General features: G+C 65.2%; 14 protein-coding genes and 1 riboswitch. Of the genes, 3 read left to right on the top strand and 11 right to left on the bottom strand.

Features of this window, described 5'->3' with window-relative positions:
* Positions 1 to 6: 6 nt before the first annotated feature.
* The 3 genes from nagA to J2X38_RS19575 form a co-directional block, all read right to left on the bottom strand.
* On the bottom strand, positions 7 to 1173 hold the full coding sequence (nagA, locus tag J2X38_RS19585; protein ID WP_310256517.1) for an N-acetylglucosamine-6-phosphate deacetylase: 1167 nt from the start codon (positions 1171 to 1173) through the stop codon (positions 7 to 9).
* A complete protein-coding gene (locus tag J2X38_RS19580; protein WP_310256515.1) occupies positions 1170 to 2207 on the bottom strand; it encodes an SIS domain-containing protein in 1038 nt (345 codons plus the stop codon). Before J2X38_RS19580 ends, nagA begins: the two co-directional genes overlap by 4 nt.
* 343 nt (positions 2208 to 2550) lie before the next feature.
* Positions 2551 to 3288 (bottom strand): GntR family transcriptional regulator, encoded by a 738-nt coding sequence (locus J2X38_RS19575; RefSeq protein ID WP_058536485.1) that lies wholly within the window; start codon positions 3286 to 3288, stop codon positions 2551 to 2553.
* 408 nt (positions 3289 to 3696) lie between these two features.
* On the opposite strand from J2X38_RS19575, the gene J2X38_RS19570 reads away from it, so the two are divergent.
* The gene (locus tag J2X38_RS19570) at positions 3697 to 6249 is read left to right on the top strand and encodes a family 20 glycosylhydrolase (RefSeq protein ID WP_310256509.1); all 2553 of its coding nucleotides are present in this window, start codon (positions 3697 to 3699) and stop codon (positions 6247 to 6249) included.
* Positions 6250 to 6270: 21 nt separating this feature from the next.
* On the opposite strand, the gene J2X38_RS19565 is transcribed toward J2X38_RS19570, so the two are convergent.
* The 8 genes from J2X38_RS19565 to bglX form a co-directional block, all read right to left on the bottom strand.
* A complete protein-coding gene (locus J2X38_RS19565; RefSeq protein WP_310256507.1) occupies positions 6271 to 6963 on the bottom strand; it encodes a hypothetical protein in 693 nt (230 codons plus the stop codon).
* A complete protein-coding gene (locus tag J2X38_RS19560) occupies positions 6960 to 7733 on the bottom strand; it encodes an ABC transporter ATP-binding protein (RefSeq protein WP_310256504.1) in 774 nt (257 codons plus the stop codon). Before J2X38_RS19560 ends, J2X38_RS19565 begins: the two co-directional genes overlap by 4 nt.
* Positions 7727 to 8728, bottom strand: a complete 1002-nt coding sequence (locus tag J2X38_RS19555; protein ID WP_310256501.1) for an iron ABC transporter permease — start codon at positions 8726 to 8728, stop codon at positions 7727 to 7729. The genes J2X38_RS19560 and J2X38_RS19555 overlap by 7 nt, the downstream gene beginning before the upstream one ends.
* Positions 8725 to 9579 (bottom strand): ABC transporter substrate-binding protein, encoded by an 855-nt coding sequence (locus J2X38_RS19550; protein ID WP_310256498.1) that lies wholly within the window; start codon positions 9577 to 9579, stop codon positions 8725 to 8727. The genes J2X38_RS19555 and J2X38_RS19550 overlap by 4 nt, the downstream gene beginning before the upstream one ends.
* Positions 9579 to 10187, bottom strand: a complete 609-nt coding sequence (gene cobO, locus J2X38_RS19545; RefSeq protein ID WP_310256495.1) for a cob(I)yrinic acid a,c-diamide adenosyltransferase — start codon at positions 10185 to 10187, stop codon at positions 9579 to 9581. The genes J2X38_RS19550 and cobO overlap by 1 nt, the downstream gene beginning before the upstream one ends.
* Positions 10188 to 10363: 176 nt before the next feature.
* Positions 10364 to 10585: riboswitch (cobalamin riboswitch) on the bottom strand.
* A 154-nt stretch (positions 10586 to 10739) separates the two neighbouring features.
* Positions 10740 to 11978 carry an MFS transporter gene (locus J2X38_RS19540; RefSeq protein ID WP_310256493.1) on the bottom strand — a complete coding sequence of 413 codons (1239 nt, stop codon included), beginning with the start codon at positions 11976 to 11978 and terminating at the stop codon, positions 10740 to 10742.
* A 45-nt stretch (positions 11979 to 12023) separates the two neighbouring features.
* Positions 12024 to 13583 carry a sulfatase gene (locus J2X38_RS19535; protein WP_310256492.1) on the bottom strand — a complete coding sequence of 520 codons (1560 nt, stop codon included), beginning with the start codon at positions 13581 to 13583 and terminating at the stop codon, positions 12024 to 12026.
* Between the two features lie 10 nt (positions 13584 to 13593).
* Positions 13594 to 15912, bottom strand: a complete 2319-nt coding sequence (gene bglX / locus J2X38_RS19530; protein ID WP_310256490.1) for a beta-glucosidase BglX — start codon at positions 15910 to 15912, stop codon at positions 13594 to 13596.
* A 247-nt stretch (positions 15913 to 16159) separates the two neighbouring features.
* Here bglX and J2X38_RS19525 point away from each other — a divergent pair, with 247 nt between their 5' ends.
* Both J2X38_RS19525 and J2X38_RS19520 read left to right on the top strand, forming a co-directional pair.
* Positions 16160 to 19195: a TonB-dependent receptor gene (locus J2X38_RS19525; RefSeq protein ID WP_310256488.1), complete on the top strand. Its 3036-nt coding sequence runs from the start codon at positions 16160 to 16162 to the stop codon at positions 19193 to 19195.
* A gap of 69 nt (positions 19196 to 19264) precedes the next feature.
* The gene (locus tag J2X38_RS19520; RefSeq protein ID WP_310256486.1) at positions 19265 to 20755 is read left to right on the top strand and encodes a glucoamylase family protein; all 1491 of its coding nucleotides are present in this window, start codon (positions 19265 to 19267) and stop codon (positions 20753 to 20755) included.
* Positions 20756 to 21028: the final 273 nt, after the last annotated feature.

Here is a 21028-nt window from a genome sequence, read left to right as displayed (position 1 = left end):
TGTTTATCATTGTGCGGCTTGGACAAGGTCCGATGCGGTTTCCGGAACGATCCGCCCGCCGATCCATGTTGCGCGCGGCGTGAGGTCGGCACTCAGCCACACCCAGTCGGCGCGCTGCCCGGGGGCGATCGCGCCGATGCTGTCCTCGAGCGACAGGAAAGCGGCGGGTGTCGCGCTCGCCATGGCCGACACATCGGGGACGGAAAGCCCCGTCACCTCGACCGTCTTGCGCAGCGCCGACGCCATGTCGAGGTGCGTGCCCGCGAGCGTGCCGTCCTCAAAGATGCAGACGCCGTCCTTCACCGCGATGCGTTTTCCCTGCAGCGTGAATTCGCTGACATCGGTGCCGACGCTCGGCATCGCATCGGTGACCAGCATGATGCGATCCTTGCCCTTCGCATGGACCGCGAGCCGCACGACCGCGGGGTGCAGATGGACGTCGTCGACGATCAGCCCGCACCAGCTATCGGAGTCGAATGCCGCGCCGACCGCGCCCGGATTGCGGTGATGAAGCGGCGACATCGCGTTGAACAAATGCGTGAAGCCGGAGAGTCCCGCGCCGATCGCGCGCTGCGCCTCGTCATAGGTCGCATCGCTATGCCCCGCGCTGACGATCACCCCGTGGCGGACGAGCGTGCGGATGTCGTCCTCGTCGCACAGTTCGGGCGCCAGCGTCAGCATCACGCGCCCGCGATGCGGCGCGGTGAGCGTCGCAAGGATGATGTCGTCGAGGCGGCGAATACGATGCGCCTCGTGGATGCCGCGCTTCACCTCATTGATGAACGGGCCTTCGATATGAATGCCGACGACGCCCGGAACGCCTTGCTCGATCGCGGCATCGACCGCGGCGAGCGCGGCGGCGATCTGCGCGGGCGTGTCGCTGATCAGCGTCGGAAGGAAGGCGGTCGTGCCATAGCGCGCATGCGCGGCGCCGATCGCCGCGATCGCCTCGACATCGACCTGGTCGTTGAACAACACCCCGCCGCCGCCATTGACCTGCGTATCGACGAAGCCGGGGAGGAGCCAGCCGCCGTCCAGGTCGATCTCCCGGTCTGCGGGCGTGTCGGCCGCGGGTGTGACGGCGGTGACGGTGCCGTCGGCGACGGCGATGTCCACCGCGCCGACGGCACCGGCCGGCAGTGCGACCCGGCCGTTATGGAAACGAAAGATCATAAAGTCTCGGTAACCTTGTTGAGATGCGGAGGCGAGTCGGGGTTGAGCCCCCGCGCCAGCGCCAGCGCGCTCGCCATGCGGTAAAAGCTCTGGATCAACAGGATCGGCTCGATCGCCGGATGCGCCGAGATCGCGGGCAGGTCGCCGCCCGCGGGATCGGCGAGCAATACGGTGGCGCCGCGCCCGCGGAACTCGTCGGCGACTTCGCGAACACCGGCGGCGGCGCGGTCGGTGCCGCCCAGCGCGAGGACATGAAAGGCATCGCCGACGATCGCCATCGGGCCGTGGCGCACCTCGGCAGCGCTGAAGCTTTCGGCGTGAAGTCCCGAGGTTTCCTTGAATTTAAGCGCCGCCTCCTGCGCGACGCCAAGGCCATAGCCGCGCCCGAGAACGAACAGGTTCGTGGCATCCCGAAAGGCGCCGACCGCGGGCGACCAGTCGAGCGCGAACGCCTGTGCAAGCTGATCGGGCAGGGCGGTCAGTGCGTCTTCAAGCGCCGCGTCCTCCGACCAGGCTGCGACGAGTGCGGCGATCGCGGCGAGCGAGGCGATATAGGATTTGGTCGCGGCCACCGACCGTTCGACCCCGGCGGACAGCGGGATCACGACGTCGGCGAGGGCTGCGAGCGGCGAGCCTTCTGCGTTGACCAGCACGACGACGAAGGCCCCGGCATCGCGCTGCTGCTCGACCGCGGCGAGCAGGTCGGGGCTTTTTCCCGACTGCGAAATCGCGAGGCACAGCCGGTTTCCCGTGACCGCAGGGGCGTCATAGAGCGACGCGATCGACAGCGCCGCCGACGCGGTCGGGGTCCCCGTCATCGTCTCGATCAGATATTTGGCATAGGTCGCCGCATGATCCGACGATCCGCGCGCGCAGGTGACGACCGCTGCGGGGGGCGACGCGCGCAGGCGCCGGGCGACCGCGGCGAACGCGTCGCGATTCGCCTCCAGCATCCTTGCGACGGCGTCCGCCGCCTCGCCTGCTTCCTGCTCCATCAGCGTCTGTCGTCCGTCTGATGCGGCGTTCGGCGTCATAGAATCTTGTCTCCCGGTCGGTGCTGTGCAGCCTTCGATATATTGGTACTATATAGGTTATATATGTCCTATCAAGAAATATGTTTGCTGCGCCCGGATTTTGACCGTCCATCCCTTGCGGTGTACCCATTTCAGCGCGTGTGGCCACCATCGATCACATTTTGCATGATCGCTGCCGGCCGCCGATGGCACGCGGGCTTGTAGCGTATTGGTAGTAAATGGCGGCCGATATTGGTCTTGTGCAGATTGCGCAGGCTGCGAAGATTCGGTTGCGCATCTCGCGTTGCGCGGGCGCGCCGCCGCGCGGCTTGGCTGGGGTCTGCGCAGAGGTTTTTTGCGCGGCCTATCCGTTGAGCTCCGCCACGACGTCATAAGCGTCGCCGCGATAATAGCTCTGGGTAAATTCGGCGGTGCGGCCGTCGGGCAGAAATCCGCGCCGTTCGATGAACAGGCCGGGCGTGCCGGTCTCGATCCCCAGAACCTCGGCTTGTTCGGCGGTGAAGGCGACCGCGCGCAGCCGCTGGAGCGCACGCACGGGCAGATGTCCCGCCGCTTCGAGCGCCTCATAGAGCGACGCGCCGACCCCCTCGACCGATGGCAGGCAATAAGCGGGGATCGTCGCATATTCGAGCGCCATCGACGTGTCGTCGGCATAACGGATGCGGTGGAAGCGATAGACGAGCGAGCCCGGCGACAGGCCGAGCGACAGCGCTTCCTCGGGCGTCACCGCGCCCGCGGTCTTGCTGATCCACTTGCTGTGCGGCTTGCGCCCGCGCGACACCATGTCTTCCGAAAAGGAAGTGAGCTTGGAGAAGCTTTTCTCGACGCGCGGCCGTGTGACGAAGGTTCCCGCGCCCCGGCGCCGTGCAACGATTCCATCGGCGACCAGGCCGTCGATCGCCTTGCGCACGGTGATGCGCGACACGTCGAATTCCTCGGCGAGGTCGCGTTCAGTCGGGATGGCCTCTTCGGCCTTGACCAACTGCCCCTCGATCGCGTCGCGCAGGATCTTCTGCAACTGAAGGTACAGCGGGGTGGGATCGTCCTTTTGCAGCGGACCCACGCGTTCGATCAGTGACAAGGACGTTTGCTCCATCCGGTTGTAAAAGCGCTTCAGCCGATAGGACCAGCGCCGCAGCCTTATGTGTTGCATTGGTATCGTCGCGTCAATCTTTGTTGCGAACCTCTCGCGTAAAAGGGTCCACCCGATTGCCCGCGCCTCACGTGATTGAGATAGGACCAATTCGGCTTTTCTCCGTCGAATTCCTAACGGCCAAGGCGCCGCCCCGCCCAATGCGCGACGATTGCGCTCCAGCGACGCCGAGTTGCAATACTAATATAAAACCAATTTGGTGGCTGCTATGAAGAGAAATGCGACATTTCTCGAAATCTTGCTATTTTCCTCTATAAAACAGCCGAATGGAAAGGCGTTGACCGGTCAGTTTCTACATGACAAATTAGATACAAATTATCGATCGGGAGAATGGGAATGCAGGCCACGGGGTTGATCGGGATGGCGATTGCGGCGCTGGCCGCCCCTCAGGCTCTGGCGGCAGACACGTCGTCGCAAGCCGCGCTCGACCGTTTCGCCGACACGCTGGGTTATCGGCTCGAGGTGGTCGACAATCGCCCGGCGTGCCCGGCCGGGATCGAGGGTTGTTTTCTGTCGACGATCACGCTGACCCTTCCCGAAACGCTGCCCGCCGACCTGCCGACCAAGGGGTTCGCGCTCACTTTCAGCTTCGTCAATCCGCTGCCACGCGTCGAAAGCGACATTTTCACGCATCGCCACGTCAATGGCGACGTCCAGCAATTGACGCTGAAACCCGGCGTGACGCTGCGCCCCGGTTCGACGCACGAGATCAGGCTGTGGGGCGTTGGCTCGAATTTTTCAAAGGCGTTCGCGATGCCCAACGCCTATCTGGTCGCTGACGGGCTGAAACCGCGCACCATCGCGGCGACGCGGGCGGTGATCGATCCAGAGACCGGGCTCGAGACGCTGCCTTTTGTCGCGCCGATGACCGATGAGGCCAAGCTCGCGACCAAGAGCGATGCCGACAAGACGCGCTGGCTGACCGCCGAACGCGCCTTCGATGTGCAGGCCGGACGGCTGGCGCCCGAGGCGAAGGGCGTCGTGATCCTGCCGAAGCCGGCGAAGGCGGTGCAGGGCAGGGGGCGGGCGATCGACCTCGGCCGCGGTATCGCGCTGACATTGAACGGCGTCGAACGCAGCGCGGTTGCGCCTGCTTTGGCGGCGCTCGGGGCGCCTGAGGGCGGCGCGCTGCCGCTGACGATCCGCATCGATCCTGCCGCCGCGAAAAAGGCCGAGGGCTATATTATCGACGTCAAGGCATCGGGCATTGCCATCACCGCGCACGACGCGGCGGGGGCAAGCCACGCGCTACGCTCGCTCGCGCAGCAGGCGGCATTCGACAAGGGCAAGCTCGCGCCGCTCCACGTCGAGGATGCGCCCGAATATGGATTTCGCGGCCTCCACATCGACCTTGGCCGCAACTTCCATGGGCGCGACCAGATTTTGAAGCTGGTCGAAGCGATGGCGGCGTACAAGCTCAACAAGCTGCACCTCCACCTCGCCGACGACGAGGGCTGGCGTATCGAAATCCCGGCGCTCCCCGAACTGGCCGCGGTCGGGTCGAAACGCTGCCACGATCCCGCCGAACAGACGTGCCTTCTGCCGCAGCTCGGCGCGGGTCCCGACGGCGCGGGGGGCGTCAACGGCTATCTGAGCGTCGCCGACTATGTCGCGATCGTGCAGGCGGCGGCGGCGCGGCAGATCGAGGTGATCCCGTCGATCGACATGCCCGGCCACAGCCGCGCCGCGATCAAGGCGATGGAGGTGCGCCATGCGCGTCTGACCGCCGCGGGCAAAAAGGCCGAGGCCGAGACGTACCGGCTGATCGACCCCGCCGACACCACCGAATATCGCAGCATCCAGCATTACAGCGACAACACGCTCAATGTCTGCCTGCCCGCGGCCTATCGCTTCGTCGACACCGTGGTCGATGCGCTCGCGGCCATGCACCGCCAGGCAGGCGTGCCGCTCAAGACCTTCCACCTCGGCGCCGACGAGACCGCGGGCGCGTGGGTCAAATCGCCCGCGTGCATGGCGATGATCGCCGAAAATGGCGGCGATGCGGGCAAGCTCACCCCGCGCTTCATCGAGCGCGTGAGCAAAAGCCTCGCCGCCAAGGGGCTGGAAGCCGCCGGCTGGAGCGACGGCATGGGGCATACCGAAGCCACCGCGATGCCAAAGAAGGTGCAAACGAACATCTGGGGCGTGCTGCACGCCGGCGCGATCCGCGAGGCGCACGACCAGATGAACCGTGGTTGGGACGCCGTGCTGTCGATCCCCGACCTTGGTTATTTCGACATGCCCTATGCGCCGCACCCCGACGAGAGCGGTTATAACTGGGCCTCGCGCGGCGTCGATCCGTATCAGGTGTTCGGCTTCATGCCGGGCAACCTGCCCGCCAACGCCGCGACGATCCGCAACATCCAGGCCGAGGGCAAGGCGATAGAGGACAAGCCCGTTCTGCAACCGGGCCGCCGCGTCGCGGGACTGCAAGGGCAGCTCTGGAGCGAGACGATCCGTACCGACGCGCAGGTCGATTATATGCTCTTCCCGCGCCTGCTCGCGCTCGCCGAACGCGCGTGGGCGCCGGCACCGTGGACCCCGATCTATCAGGCGGGGGCGAGCTATGAATGGGGCGACAAGCGCGTCGACGCTGCGGAGCTCAAGGCGGGCTGGCAGGATTTCGCCGGGCGCACCGCGGCACAGTTCCCGATGCTCGAAAAAATGGGCGTCGCCTATCGCGTCGCGCCGCCGGGCGCGCGGATCGCGAACGGCAAGCTCGAGGCGAACAGCATGTTCCCCGGCACCGCGATCGAATATCGTGTCGAGGGCGGCGCGTGGACACGCTATGCCGGGCCGGTGGCGGTCAGCGGTGCCGTAGAGCTGCGCAGCCGGTCCGCCGATGGCAAGCGCACCAGCCGGACGGTTCGGGTCGAGGCTGCGCGGTAGGACGGGCCGCGGCGGATCGGGTCAGGCGGCCTTCATCCATATGACGAGCGCAAAGCGCGTCGCGCGCGCAGGCAAGGTACGATGCGGGGTGAAGCGATCGAGGAACAGCACCGTCCCCGCCGGGCACTCGGGGTGAACACGAGGCAGGCCCGCAAGCCGCCATTCGGGGATTTCAAAGCCGTCATCGCCATCGCTCGCCAGCGGCGCGGGCTGGCGCCCCGCCGCGATCTCGAGCCCGCCGCTTTCGGGCCCCGCATCGCTCAGCGGGATCCACGCGGTCACCGCGACCTTGCCGCATCCGGTGCCGTCGTCGCGCGCAACGTCGCTGTGCCAGGCGTGGCGATGCTCAGGAAAGCAGGCGATGCTGGCGCGCACGCGCACGATCTTTCCGGCCAGCGCGCGGCCGCCTAGCCGCTCGGCGGTTTCGATCAGCCGCGCGTCGTTCGCGAGTGCCTGAAGCCTCGGCCCGCGATGCGCGTCGGTACATACCGCGACACGCAGCAAATTCGCGACGCTGCGCTCTTGAGCGCACACGCGGTCGATCCGTTCGCTAAGCGGAGCGTTGGGGCAGCTTTGTTCGAACGGCAGGTACAGCGCACGCGACACGCGGTCGACGTGCTCGGCGATGTCGCCCGCCGCCGCCCGGACAACCTCCGGATCGAATAGCGGCACCGCGGCATAGCCTTGCCCGGCGAACAGCGTTTCGGCGCTCATCGTGCGCGGCCGAACAAGGTGATCGTCGGCCACTCGCCGCCCGTCTCGACCGCTGCATCGATGCCATAGACTGCACGCAGCCGCTCGGCGGTCAGCACCTCGCCGGGCGTCCCGTCGGCGACGATCCGGCCTTCGTCGATCAGCAGCAGCCGGTCGCAATAGCGCGCCGCGAGCGTCAGGTCGTGGAGCACCGCGATCACCAGCGCGCCGCCCGCGGCTTCGGCGCGCAGCATGTCCATCACGTCGATCTGATGCCCCGGGTCGAGGCTTGCGAGCGGTTCGTCGGCGATCAGCGCCGGCGCCTCGACCGCGAGCGCCCGCGCGAACAGCACGCGGGCGCGCTCGCCGCCCGACAATTCGGTCGCGATTCGGTCGCGCAGGTCGAGCACGTCGGCGCGCGCCATCGCGCGCTCGATCGCGGCGGTGTCGGCATCGGCGATCCGCGACATCGGCGCGAGATGCGGCAGCCGCCCCAGCCCGACAAGCCGCTCGACCGTCAGCGGCCAGTGTAGCGTCTGCCCCTGCGGCACATAGGCGATGCGCCGTGCCAGTTCGGCGCGTGGCATCGCCGCGGCATCGACGCCGTCGACGCGCACCGCTCCACTGGCGGGCACCAGCGCGAGCATCGCGCGCGCGAGCGTCGACTTGCCCGCGCCATTGGGGCCGACGATCCCGGTCAGCGTGCCGGGCCCGAATTGGGCACTGACGTCGTGGACGACGGCGCGGCGGCCGAGCGTGACGCCGACATGGTCGAGGACCAGGCTCACCATAGCCGTCGCTCCCGCATGAGATGGACAAGGAAGACCGGGACGCCGAGGAACGCAGTGACGACGCCGAGCTTGAGCTCGTTCGTCGTCGGGATGATCCTGACGCCGAGGTCGGCGAGCGTCAGCAACGCCGCGCCGCCGATCGCCGAGGGTAGCAAGATCGCCGAGGGGCTGCGGTCGGTGAGCGGGCGGATGAGATGCGGTACGATCAGCCCGACAAAACCGATCGCCCCCGTTACGGCCACCGCGCCGCCGACCCCGATCGCGGTGCCGATCAGCAGCCGGAGCCGCGTGCGCCGCAGGTCCGTCCCGAGCGCCTGCGCCGCATCTTCCCCGAGCGTCAGCGCATCGAGCGCGCGCCCGTTCCACAGCAGCATCGCGGTGCCGATCGCGATGCACGGCAGCGCGATCCATACATGGTCGAACGACCGGTTCTCGAGGCTGCCGAGCAGCCACGTCATGATCTCCATCGCAGCGAACGGGTTCGGCGACAGGTTCAACGCCAAGCTGGTCCCCGCCACCGCCAGCGTTCCCACCGCGATGCCAGCGAGGATCAACGTCAGCGGGCTTTCGGCCTTGCCCGAAAGGATGAAGAGCAAAGCGAGCGAGAGGAGCGCGCCTCCCGTGGCGAGCAAGGGCAGCACGATCGGATGGATGTCGGCCAGCCCGAAATAGATCGCGGCGACACCACCAAGCGCTGCCGCGTTCGACGTGCCGAGCACCGACGGCTCGGCGAGCGGATTGCGCAGATAGCCTTGCAATGCCGCGCCCGCGAGCCCGAGCATCGCGCCAACGGCAATCGCGAGCAACGTGCGCGGTAGGCGGAGATCGAACAGGATGACGCTCGCGACCTTGTCGCCGTCGCCGGTCGCGGCCGCTAGCAGGCGCGTGACCGACAGGTCGACCGCGCCGAACAGCAGCGATGCGACCGCCGACACCAATGCCAGCGCCGACAAGGCGGCGATCAGCGACCAGCGGGGGAGGGCGAGGCGGGTCATGAACGGCCCCCATCGATGTGCGCGATCTGCGCCGCCATGCTGCGCGCTGCCTGCGTGTAGGCGGGACTGCCGCACACCGTCCACGCCTGCGGGACGCTGATGCGCGGAATGTCCTTGAGCGCCGGATGATGCAGCATTTCACTCCCCTGGTCAGTCACCTTGTCGGTCGCGCTTTCGACGATCAGGAAGTCGGGTTCCGCCGCGACCATCTCTTCGAGGCTGAGCTGCGAGAGCGGCGGCTTGCCGAGCTTGCCCGCGAGGTTGACGAGGCCGACGCGCGTCATCAGCTCGTCGATCAGCGTGCCCGTCCCGGTCATATAACCGCGCCGCTGGTAATAGGCGGCGACGCGGCCCTTCCCCGGCTTCGGCAGGCCCGCCAGCTCACGCTCCATCCGCGCGATCAGCGCCGTGCCGCGCTCGGGATGGCCGACCGCCGCCGCGGTTTCGCGGATCGAGGTGTAGATTTCATCGACGGTGTTTGCGGTGGCGAGGTCGAGTAGCGGATAGGTATGCTTGGGTAGCGCCGCCAGCGCCGCGCTGCGGCTCGCCGGCATGCCGACGATCAGGTCGGGCTCGATCGCCAATATCTGCTCGGCCGAATTGCTCAGCAGCGGGATGCCGTGCGCCCTCGCCGCCTCGCCCGACATTTCGATGTCGGTTGCATTCTTCGTCAGCCCCGCGATCTGCTCCCGATCGGCGAGCGCGAGAACGAGCTGATCGGCGCACAGGTTGATCGACACGATGCGCTGCGGAATCGCCGGGGCTTTTGTGGGCTGGGCGGGGGAGGCAGCCCACAACAGACCCGCGCCGCCTGACAGCACAGCAAGCGCCAGCATGCCGCGCCGTCGCATCAGAACTCGATCCCCCGCTGCGCCTTCACATTCTGTTCGCGGAACGGATGCTTCACCTGCGCCATTTCGGTCACCAGATCGGCGGCGTCGATCAGCTCCTGCGGCGCATTGCGGCCGGTGATAATGACATGCGTCATCTCCGGCTTGGCGGCGAGCGCTTCGAGAACCTCATCGACCGGCAGATAGTCGTAACGCAGCACGATATTGAGCTCGTCGGCGATGACCATCGCATAGCCTGGGTCGGCGATCATCCGCTTGACCTCGTCCCACGCTTCGCGCGCCACCGCGATGTCGCGCGTGCGGTCCTGCGTGTCCCAGGTGAAGCCTTCGCCCATCGGCTTGAACTCGATCAGGTCCGGGAAGCGGTCGAACACCGCTTTCTCGCCCGTCGCCATCGCGCCCTTCACGAACTGGATGACGCCGACCTTCATGCCGTGGCCGATCGCGCGCACCGCCATGCCAAGTGCGGCCGACGTCTTGCCCTTGCCGGGGCCGGTGTGGACGATGATCAGGCCCTTTTCGACGGTTTTCGTCGCGACCTTCTTCGCCTGCGCGGCCTGGATTTTCTTCATCTTCGCCGTGTGTTCGGCGTCGGTACGCGTTTTCATGGGAAGACCCCCGCACGCCGGCAACGAAGGCGGAGCCTGCCGATGCGCGGGCGCGATCGACCGGTGCTGGCGTCGCAAGCGGCGTAATGCCTGCGCCTCCGGCACCGAAGCGGCTCCAGCCGCTTGGTCGTCGCTCGACGGATGTCTCCGTGCCGCGGCCTTTCCCTGGGCCAGGGCATTGAGCGACCCACGCCGGCAGGTCTCCTGGCTCGCGGGTCAGGGCTTGATGCACGCCTTCCCAGGGTGGCCCCAGTGGCTGATCCGAAAGTTTCGGACCGGTGCATCGCGCTCGCCGCTTACAGTTGCAGGGACAGCCTCGGCTTCGGGGGTTCAGGACGAACCCCGTTACCGCGTTCCCATTTTAAGCCCTCTCGGGCACCGACGCGATCATGCGCGGGGCAAGCCCCGCCCGCGCAGCCCATAAAGGAGCCGCGCTTTTTCGCAATGCCTATTGCCGTTCGACGATCATCGCCGCGCCCACCCCATCGCGCCGAGGCTGCTTACCCTGTTCGCGCTGCCGACGCTCTATGCGTGTTATGGAAGGCCGCGCGTCTAGGGCAACAACCTGCCTTCGTCGCGCCGCGGCATCGGCGCGACAAAGCGCAGCACGAGCGCCGAGAGGATCAGCCAGCCGGCCGAAATCAGGATCGCGGCCGGTAGTGACGCCAGATCGGCGATCAGCCCGAGCGCATAGGCGCCGAGCGCCATCGCGCCGAAGGTTACCGCCTGATAGATCGACAGGCAGCGGCCGAGGATTTCCTCGGGCGAACGGAGTTGCATCGCGACGTTGAGCGTCGTCAGCGTCGACACCCACGCCCCGCCCGCGACGAAGGCGGCAACGATGACCCATGGAAGGCCTGTCGTGAGCGCGACCGGCAGCATCGCGGCGGCAAAGATCAGCGAGGCGGCGGTCACCACCCGGTCGCTGCCCCAGCGGTGCCGCGCCGAACTCACCAACAGCGCACCGAAGATCGACCCCGCGCCGAAGGCGGCAAGGCATAGCCCATAGATGACCTCGGTCCCGTGCAACCGGTCGCGGACGAGCGAGGGCAGCAGCGCCTGAAACCCCGCGGCGCCAAAGCCGAACGCGAAGCCGCGGATCAGCACGCGGCGTACCGGGTCCGAATGCGCGCAGAAACTTATGCCCGCGGCGATCGCGGTCAGCATCGAAGTGCGGCGCCGCGGCGTGGTTTCGGGATGCCAGCGCAGCAGCACGACGATCAGCACGATATAGCTGATCGCATTGAGCCCAAAGGCGGCGGCCGTGCCGACAATCGAGATCAGCAGGCCGCCGAGCGCCGGGCCGACGCTGCGCGCAAGGTTGTACGCGATGGTGTTGAGCGCGATCGCCTGCGGCAGGTCCCTCGGCCCGACCTGCAGCCGCACCGACGCCTGCCACGCCGGGCCGTTGAGCGCGGTCCCGCACCCGACCGCGAGGGTGAAGAAGAGCAGGCTCAGCGGCGTGATCGCGTCGAGATAGGTCGTCAGCGTCAACGCCGCCGAGACGATGAGCATCCCCGTTTGCGCCGCGAGCATCACGCGCCGCCGGTCGAAATTGTCCGCGATCGCGCCCGCGAAGATACCGAGCAGCAGGATCGGGATTGTGGCGCCCGCCTGTACCAGCGCGATCAGCAGGTGCGATTGGGTGAGTTCGGTCATCAGCCACGCGGCGGCGACCGACTGGATCATCGACCCCATGTTCGACGCGAGGTTCGCGATCCAGATCGCGCGAAACGCCGGGTAGCGGAACGGCGCGAGCGCGGAGGGCGGGGGTGGCGTGTCGGGACTCACGTATCTGCGCCTAACCCCGCTTGGCCCCCGCGACAAGTCGCCGGCCTAGATCGAGGGTCCGCTATCGTCCTGATACTGGCGCCGAAGTTCGACCAGCTTCCGCTTCATTGTAGCGATCGGCGCCTTCATCGCCGGGTCGTCGAAGCGGTTGTGCATTTCGCCGGGGTCGGTCTTCAGATCATAGAATTCCCAGGCATCGATGTCGGCGCCGTAAAAGCGCACGAGTTTGTAGCGCTCGCCGCGCACGCCATAATGCGCGCGAACCGAATGAAAGCCCGGATATTCATAATAATGATAATAGACCTCCTTGCGCCAGTCGGCGGGTGGACGGGCGGCGAAAAGTGCGCGCATCGACCGGCCCTGGATGGTGCCCGGACCCTTCACCCCGGCAAAATCGAGGAAGGTCGGCGCATAGTCGATATTCTGGATCGGCGCGGTAATGCGGGTTCCGGGACGGATATGACCTGGATATTGGATCAGGAACGGCGTCCGCATCGATTCTTCATAGATGAAGCGCTTGTCGAACCAGCCATGTTCGCCGAGGTAAAAGCCCTGATCCGATGTGTAGACGACGATCGTATTCCGATCGAGGCCGCTGTCCTTCAGATAGTCGAGCACCGCGCCGACGCCCTCGTCGACCGCGGCGACGGTGCCGAGATATTGCTGCATGTAGCGCTGATATTTCCAGCGCGCCATGTCCTGTCCCGCGAGCTTCGCCGCGTTCATCCGGTCGTTGTCGGGCTGCATCAGCGCGTCCCATTCGGCCTGCTGCTTGTGCGTCATGCGGTCGAACGCGCCGGGCCAGCGGTTGTAGCGAAGCTGTGCCGATCCCGCCGCGACCGTCATCTTGAGGTCGTGGCCTTCGTACATGTCGCGATAGATATTCATTTCCTGCGCCGCGGCCGCGCGGCGTCCGGCATAATCGTCGAAATAATTGGCCGGAACAGGGAAGCTCACGCCCTGATACTTCTGCACATGGCGCAGCGCGGGCATGAAATTGCGGTGCGGCGCCTTGTGATGGATCAGGATCGCGAAGGGCTTCGACTTGTCGCGGCCGTTCTTCAGCCAGTCGAGGCTGTACTGCGTGATAAGGTCGGTCGCATAGCCTTCGACGACGCTGCGCCCCTTCGGCGTGATGATGTCGGGGTTATAATATTCGCCCTGGTCGTCGAGCACCTTCCAATCGTCGAAGCCGATGCCCGCGGGCGAATGGTTGATGTGCCATTTGCCGAACATCGCGGTGGTGTAACCCGCCTGCGACAGCGCGCGGGGCCAGACCCAGACATCATTGTCGAACTTGTTGCCATTCTGCTTGAAGCCGTGCGCGTTGCTCTGGCGGCCGGTGAGCAAGGTTGCGCGGCTGGGGCCGCAGAGCGAATTGCCGACGAAGCTGTTCGTGAAGATCGCGCCGTTTCGCGCGATCCGGTCGATATTCGGCGTCGGCGCGAGCTTCGATACAGGCGAGCCATAAGCCGAGATCGCCTGATAGGCATGATCGTCCGACATGATATATACGATGTTCGGGCGCTCGGCCCCTTGCGCGCGCGCCGGTGCGGTGAAGACCAGCGGCGCGGCGGCAAGGGCGATCAGGTTGCGGACACGCATCGGCGTCATCCTATTCGGACAGCTCGAAACTGGCCTCCGACCCTTCGGCCGACGACGGACCGACCCACAGCTTGAACTGGCCGGGTTCGCTGCCCCAGCTCATGTCCTGGCGCGTGAAGGCGAGGTCGGCGTCGGTCAGGGTGAAGCGGATCGTGCGCTTCTCGCCCTTCTTGAGCATCACCTTCTCGAAGCCCTTGAGCTCCTTCACCGGCCGCGTCACCGATCCGACGAGGTCGCGGACGTATAGCTGCACGACCTCCTCGCCATCGCGCGCGCCGCTGTTGGTCACCGTGACGGTCGCGGTCAGTTTCTCACCCGGGCGGATTTTCGCCTTGTCGAGCGTCACCGGCGAGTAAGCGAAGCTGGTGTAGCTGAGCCCGTAACCGAACGGATAAAGCGGGGTGTTCGGCGTATCGAGATAGCGCGAGACATATTTGGCGTTCGGATCCTCGGGCTTGATCGGCCGCCCGGTATTTTTCATGTCGTAATGGATCGGCACCTGCCCGACATTGCGCGGGAAGGTCACGGGCAGTTTGGCCGACGGGTTGTAATCGCCATAAAGAACGTCGGCGATCGCATGGCCGCCCATCGTGCCCGGATACCAGGCCTCGAGGATCGCATCGACATTGGCGTCGGCCCATTCGATGCTGTTCGGGCGCCCGCTCATCAGCACGAGGATGATCGGCTTTCCGGTCTTCTTCAGCTCTTCGAGCAGCGCCTGTTGGTTGCCCGGCAGGTCGAGCGAGGTGCGGCTCGCCGCTTCGCCGGTCATGTTCCAATGCTCGCCCATCGCCGCGATGATGACGTCGGATTTCTGCGCGAGCGCGATCGCCTCGGCAAAGCCGTCGTTCTTGCCCGCGTCGGCAAATTGATAGCCGGCACCCCGGGCATAGGCGACCGTCGTGCCCTTGGGCGCGCGCGCCTGCATCCCCTCGAGCAATGTCACCGGCCGCTCCTTGCGATCGCCCGCGGCGGACCAGCTGCCGATCATGTCGTCCTTGCTGTTGCCGAGCGGGCCGATCACCGCGATCGACTTCGCTGTCGCGGCGAGGGGCAGGGCATTGTCCTTGTTCTTCAGCAGCACGATCGACTTGCGCGCGACGTCGCGCGCCGCCTCGAGGAAGTCGGGGCGATAAATAGTCGCCTTTTCGCGCGCTTCGTCCGAGTAACGATAGGGATCCTCGAACAGGCCGAGGCGATATTTCATTTCGAGGATCGCTTTCACCGCCTCGTCGACGCGTTTGACGTCGACCTTGCCCTCGGCGACCGACTTGGCGAGGTGATCCATGAACACCGCGCCCTGCAAGTCCATGTCGACCCCGGCGTTGATCGCCTGTTCGCCCGCTTGTTTCAGGTCGCGCGAATAGCCGTGCGGGACCATTTCGTTGATCGACGTGTAATCGGTTACGATGAATCCCTTGAAGCCCCATTTCTTGCGCAGCACGTCGGTGAGCAAATAGTGGCTGCCCGACGCCGGGACGCCATCATATTCGTTGAACGAGGTCATGAAGGTCGCAGCGCCCGCGTCGGCGGCGGCCTTGAACGGCGGCAGATAGATGTCGCGCAGCGTGCGTTCGGAGATGTCGACTGTGTGATAGTCGCGCCCCGCCTGCGCCGCGCCATAGGCGGCGAAATGCTTGGCGGTCGCCAGCACGGTGTCGACACGCTTCAGATCGTCGCCCTGGAAACCGCGCACGCGCGCGGCCGCGATCTTGCTGCCGAGGTAGACATCTTCGCCCGCGCCTTCGGACATGCGGCCCCAGCGCGGGTCGCGCGCGACGTCGACCATCGGCGCGAAAGTCCAGTGAATACCCTCCGCCGATGCTTCGGTCGCAGAGATTCGTGCCGCTTTTTCAATGGCTTTCAGGTCCCAGCTCGCCGCCTCGCCGAGCGAGATGGGGAAGATGGTGCGGTGGCCGTGGACGACGTCATAACCAAAGAGCAAGGGGATCTTCAGCCGCGTTTCCTCGACCGCCAGCCGCTGCAGCTCGCGCGTATATTTGGCGGTAAAGGCGTTGAAGATCGACCCGATGCGGCCCTTGCGAATATCGTCCTGATAGCCCTGACGGATCGTCGGACCGGTCGAATCCCAGTCACTGGTCAGCAGCGACAATTGCCCGACCTTCTCGTCGAGCGTCATCTTTGCCATCAGGTCGGCGATGAAGCGATCCATCTTTGGATCGGGACGCATCCAGCCCGCGGAATCCATCGGCGCCGCCTCGTTCGTGCTCGTCGTCGGCTTTGCCATCAGCGGGGCGGGGGAGAGCTGCGCAGCCACCATCAGAGTGGCCAGCGTCAGGCATGTGAGGTTGCGCGTCATCGGCGGCATGATTCGTCCTTCCCAGTCGGATTTGCTTATACATTGTCACGAGGATTGGCCGAAATCGGCCGAAAACCGGCTGGCCCCCGATTGCATCCCTCTGTGTCGCTTCCCCCTATACAGTGATCGTGAAACCGGTTACAAACTAAAAAAACAACGACGCGATTTCCCGCGACTCGTCGCTGCACCGGAGGCAAGGCCGGCCAGCGAAGAAAACGAGCGCGGGGAATGTCGGGGGCCAAAAAGGGAGGATGCCGTGAAGTTTCCGCATGAATTTCAGACCGTTTCCGCGCGCCGGTCGCGCGCCCGCACGTTCGCCGCTGCGCTGGCATGGAGCAGCGCCGGTGCCGCGCTCGCCGTCGGGGTGGCGACACCTGCGTATGCGCAGGTGTCGAACGCCTCGCTGCGCGGCACGATAAAGGCCGAGGGCGGCGTGTCGCAGGTCACCGCGATCAACGTCAACACCGGCCTGACGCGCACCGCGACGGTTGGCGCGAGCGGCAGTTACAATATCGCTTCGCTTCCGGTCGGCACCTATCGGCTTGAAATCACGACGCCGGGCGGCGTGCGCAACACCGACGAATTCACCCTCTCGGTTGGACAGAGCGCCGTGCTCGACTTCGATTTCTCGCAGCCCGACATCGCCGAGGGCGGCGATGACGCGATCATCGTCACGGGCACCCGCATCCGGTCGATGGAGGGCGGCGAGGTCGGTTCGAACATCACTCAGCGCCAGATCGAGGTATTGCCGCAGAACAACCGCAACTTCCTCGCCTTTGCCGACCTCGCGCCGGGTGTCCAGTTCGTGACCGGGGCCAGCGGCCAATCGCGCCTGCAAGGCGGCGCTCAGGACAGCCGCGGCGTCAACATCTTCATCGATGGCGTCGGGCAGAAGGACTATGTTCTCAAGAACGGCATAACCGGCCAGGATTCGACGCAGGGCAATCCCTTCCCGCAGCTTGCGGTCGGCGAATATCGCGTCATTTCGTCGAACTATAAGGCCGAATTCGACCAGGTCAGCTCGGTCGCGATCACCGCGGTGACCAAGTCGGGCACCAATGAATTCCACGGCGAAGCCTTCATCGATTACACCGATCAGAGCCTGCGCGACGCGCGGCCGACCGAACTGACGACGAGCAAGGTCAAGACGAAGGATTTCCAGTTCGGCGGCGCGCTGGGTGGTCCGATCATCAAGGATATGCTGCACTTTTTCGTGACCTATGAAGGCAAGCGGCAGCAGCAGCCGGTCGACGTCCAGCCGGGACTCAACCTGCCGGTCAGCTATTTTCCGTCCGAATATCAGGGCGTGTTCGGCCCGACCAACGCGACGTTCAACGAAGATCTCTATTTCGGCAAGCTCAACTTCCAGCCGTCGAACAGCGACTTGATCGAGCTGTCGGGCAAATATCGCAAGGAAACCGGCGAGTTTCTGGGCAGCGGTTTCAACGCGCGCAGCACGATCAGCTCGCAGGATGTCGAGGAACTGCGTGTCACCGCGCGCTGGGAGCATACGGCCGACAACTGGATCAACGATTTCAAGCTGACCTATGAAGACGCCAAATGGGCGCCGACGCCGACCGAATTCGGCAACGGCTTCCTCTTTGCCTATGCCGGCCCGTCGCCCACCAATCCGCAGCCGGGTGTGGTCGTCCGCGGCGACATCCTGCGCATTGGCGGCGGCAGCAATTTCCAGGAAAAGGGCCAAAAGGGCTGGGGCGTCCAGAACGACTTCACCTGGACCGGGTTCGAGGGCCATACGATCAAGGTCGGCGCCAAGGCGAAATGGGTCGAACTCAATTCGCTGCAGCTCAACGCCTTCAATCCGGTCTATACCTATAACCCGGCGTTCAACCCCGGTGGCGGCACCTTCAACGACGATGTGCCCTACCGCGTCCAGTTCGGCGCCTCGACGGGCAACGGCGACCCGATCATCAATTCGAAGAATTTCCAGTTCGGCATCTATGTGCAGGACGATTGGGAGGTTACCGACCGGCTGACGCTGAACCTCGGCGTGCGCTGGGATTATGAGCGGACGCCGGCCTTCCTCGACTTCGTCCACCCCGCCGATGCGGTGAATGCCGTGTCGCCGGCCAATTACCCGAACCTCGTCAACGCCGATTACGACATCCGCGACTTCATCTCGACGGGCAGCGAGCGCAAGGCGTTCACGGGCGCGTGGCAGCCGCGTATCGGCTTCAGCTACGAGCTCGACGACGATGGGCGCTTTGTGGTGTTCGGCGGGGCGGGGCGCTCGTACGACCGCAACCAGTTCGACTTCCTGCAGCAGGAAATCAGCGTCGGATCGTTCACCACGCGGACATTCAACTTCATCACCGGCGACCCGAACAACACATGCGCCCCCGGGCCGACCTGTGTGCCGTGGAACCCGATCTACCTGACCGAAGCGGGCCGCCAGCAGCTGCTCGCCGGCGCCGGCGCGGGCGGCGGCCGCGAGCTGCGCTTCATCGAGAACGACCTGAAGGTTCCCTATTCGGACCAGTTCAGCCTGGGCTTCCGCGCCAGGGTAACCCCGTTGTTCGAGGCCGAGGTCGGCTATAGCCATATTGAATCGAAGGACGGCTTCGCCTATTTGCTCGGCAACCGCCGTCCCGACGGCACCTTCTTCCCGCCGGCACCCGCGGCGCCGAACTCGCCCTTCGGTTTCGCGCCTCCGGGCTTCGGGTCGATCATCATCGGGACCAACGGCATCGAAACCAGCGCGGACACGGGCTATCTCAAGCTGGTCAAGAACTACACCGCCGCGTCGCCGTGGAGCTTCTCGGCAACCTATACCTATACCCAAGCCGAGGAAAACCGGCAGTTTGGCGAAACCTTCAGCCTCGATTTTCCGTCGCTGGAGGACTATACCGTCACGCGGTCGAGCGGGGTGCGCAAGCATCGTTTGGTCGCGACGGGCTCGGTCGATCTGCCGATCGGCGTCACACTGTCGGGCAAGTTCCAGATCGCGTCGCCGCCGTACCTCAAGGCGTTCATCAACCAGGGCGGAGCGAACCCCAGCCGCACCGTCATTTCGAACGAGGCCGACGGCAATGGCGATCGCTGGGGTTTCCGCCAGATGGACGTCGCGATCACCAAATATATCCCGTTCAAGTTCATCAGCGAGGAATCGCGCCTGCGCCTTCGCGTCGACATTCTGAACCTGTTCAACGATCGCAACTATGTCGATTACAACAACGACCCGACGTCGCCCCGCTATCTCGAAATTTCGGGCATTGGCGTTGGCGGAAACACGCCGCGAACGGTAAAGCTATCGGCCGGATTCTCTTTCTGACCGGCTGACAGGCGCTCGGCCCGCACCCCCCTCCCGCGGGCCGGGCGCCTCCCTTTTTTGGAGTATCGCATGTCGTTTCGTATCGGGGCATCGCTCCTGCCCCTGGTCGCGCTGACCGCGGCCTGCACCGCCACTCCAGCACCGTCGACCTCCACCCCCGCCGCGACGCTGCCGCCAATGACCGAGGCGGCTTTTTCCGAAGAATTGACCGAGCGCACCTTCCGCTATTTCTGGGACACCACCGACACCAAGCGCTGCCTCGCGCCCGATCGCTGGCCGAGCAATCCCTTCTCGTCGATCGCGGCGACGGGCTTTGCGCTGACCGCCTATGGCATCGGTGCCGAGCGCGGCTATGTGACGCGCGCCGACGCGGCGCTGCGCACGCGCGATTGCCTGCGCTTCTACTGGACCGCACCGCAGGGCCCGGACGCTGCGGGCACCACCGGTTACAAGGGCTTCTTCTACCACTTCCTGAAGAATGATGACGGCACGCGCTACAAGACCAACGAGCTGTCGACCGTCGACACCAGCCTGTTCCTCGGCGGGGCGCTGTTCGCGCAAAGCTATTACGACCGGAACGACCCGGTCGAGGCCGAGATCCGCGACCTTGCCGAGAAGATCTACACCCGCGTCGACTGGACCTTCGTCCAGCGGACCAACACCGGCACCGAGGCGCGAAACCTCGCGGGTTCGCACGGTATCACCATGGGGTGGAAGCCCGAGAAGGGTTTCGAGACGCACGACTGGGTCGGCTATAACGAAGGCATGCTCGTCTATGTCCTCGCGCTCGGTTCGCCGACGCATCCCGTCGGCAAGGACGCGTGGGACAGGGGCTGGGCCACCGATCTCGAAAAGGATTGGGGCACCTATTACGGGCAAGAGCATCTGCAGTTCGAGCCATTGTTCGGGCACCAGTACAGCCATGTCTGGGTCGATTTTCGCGGCATCCGCGACGACTTCATGCGCGGCAAGGGCATCGATTATTTCGAGAACAGCCGCCGCGCGACGCTGGCGCAGCGCGCCTATGGCGCCGACAATCCGAACAAATGGACGGGCTATAGCGCCGATATCTGGGGCTGGACCGCGTCGGACGGGCCGGGATATTCGAAGGATAAATATAGCGTCGGCGGAACCCCGCGCTTCTTCAACGGCTATATGGCGCGCGGCGTCAGCGCGATCCGCGTCGTCGACGACGGGACGGTCGTTCCGACCGCGGCGGGCGGCTCGGTCGCCTTCGCGCCCGAGGTGGCAATCCCCGCACTGATGGCGATGCGCACGCAATATGGCACGCGCCTCTACACGCGCTACGGCTTCAAGGACGCATTCAACCCCAGCTTCACCTTCGCCGATCCGAATATGCGTAGCGGCGCGGTCGATCCGGTTCATGGCTGGGTGGCGAACGACTATCTCGGTATCGACCAGGGGCCGATCCTTGCGATGATGGAAAACCATCGCAGCGGTTTTGTGTGGAAGGTGATGCGCAAAAATCCGCATATCGTCCGTGGGCTCCAGCGCATCGGTTTCACCGGCGGCTGGCTGGGTCAGACCCCGGCGAAATAACCCACCCCGTCATCCCGGCCTTCGCGGGGACACTTATGCTATAATTTGTTGGAAGTCGCCATTTGAAACCCTCAAGCGCCCGATAAAACGGCGGGTTTGCGCCTCGTCTCGGTTGTTCGTTCCAAAGCGGTTTTCCCCGAAAGCGGTCATTTCATAGGCTCGGAAAAATTGAGTGCTGCGCGCCCTGAAACCTCTGGGGCGGCTCGGCCCCATAAGTGCGAGCGCATGAGTTCAGTGAGAGTGGGCAGTAGCCGAATTCAGTCGGTCCCGCGA

This window comes from Sphingopyxis sp. BE235, assembly GCF_031457175.1.
Classification (GTDB): Bacteria; Pseudomonadota; Alphaproteobacteria; order Sphingomonadales; family Sphingomonadaceae; genus Sphingopyxis.
The sequence above is the reverse complement of the archived record's forward strand: the minus strand, read 5'-3'. Positions and strand labels throughout refer to the sequence as shown.

Bases quoted from the DNA above. Each gene is read 5' to 3' on its own strand.
- nagA (WP_310256517.1), bottom strand. From the start codon at position 1,173: ATGATCTTTCGTTTCCATAACGGCCGGGTCGCACTGCCGGCCGGTGCC.
- J2X38_RS19580 (WP_310256515.1), bottom strand. From the start codon at position 2,207: ATGACGCCGAACGCCGCATCAGACGGACGACAGACGCTGATGGAGCAG.
- J2X38_RS19570 (WP_310256509.1), top strand. From the start codon at position 3,697: ATGCAGGCCACGGGGTTGATCGGGATGGCGATTGCGGCGCTGGCCGCC.
- J2X38_RS19565 (WP_310256507.1), bottom strand. From the start codon at position 6,963: ATGAGCGCCGAAACGCTGTTCGCCGGGCAAGGCTATGCCGCGGTGCCG.
- J2X38_RS19560 (WP_310256504.1), bottom strand. From the start codon at position 7,733: ATGGTGAGCCTGGTCCTCGACCATGTCGGCGTCACGCTCGGCCGCCGC.
- J2X38_RS19555 (WP_310256501.1), bottom strand. From the start codon at position 8,728: ATGACCCGCCTCGCCCTCCCCCGCTGGTCGCTGATCGCCGCCTTGTCG.
- J2X38_RS19550 (WP_310256498.1), bottom strand. From the start codon at position 9,579: ATGCGACGGCGCGGCATGCTGGCGCTTGCTGTGCTGTCAGGCGGCGCG.
- cobO (WP_310256495.1), bottom strand. From the start codon at position 10,187: ATGAAAACGCGTACCGACGCCGAACACACGGCGAAGATGAAGAAAATC.
- J2X38_RS19535 (WP_310256492.1), bottom strand. From the start codon at position 13,583: ATGCGTGTCCGCAACCTGATCGCCCTTGCCGCCGCGCCGCTGGTCTTC.
- bglX (WP_310256490.1), bottom strand. From the start codon at position 15,912: ATGCCGCCGATGACGCGCAACCTCACATGCCTGACGCTGGCCACTCTG.
- J2X38_RS19520 (WP_310256486.1), top strand. From the start codon at position 19,265: ATGTCGTTTCGTATCGGGGCATCGCTCCTGCCCCTGGTCGCGCTGACC.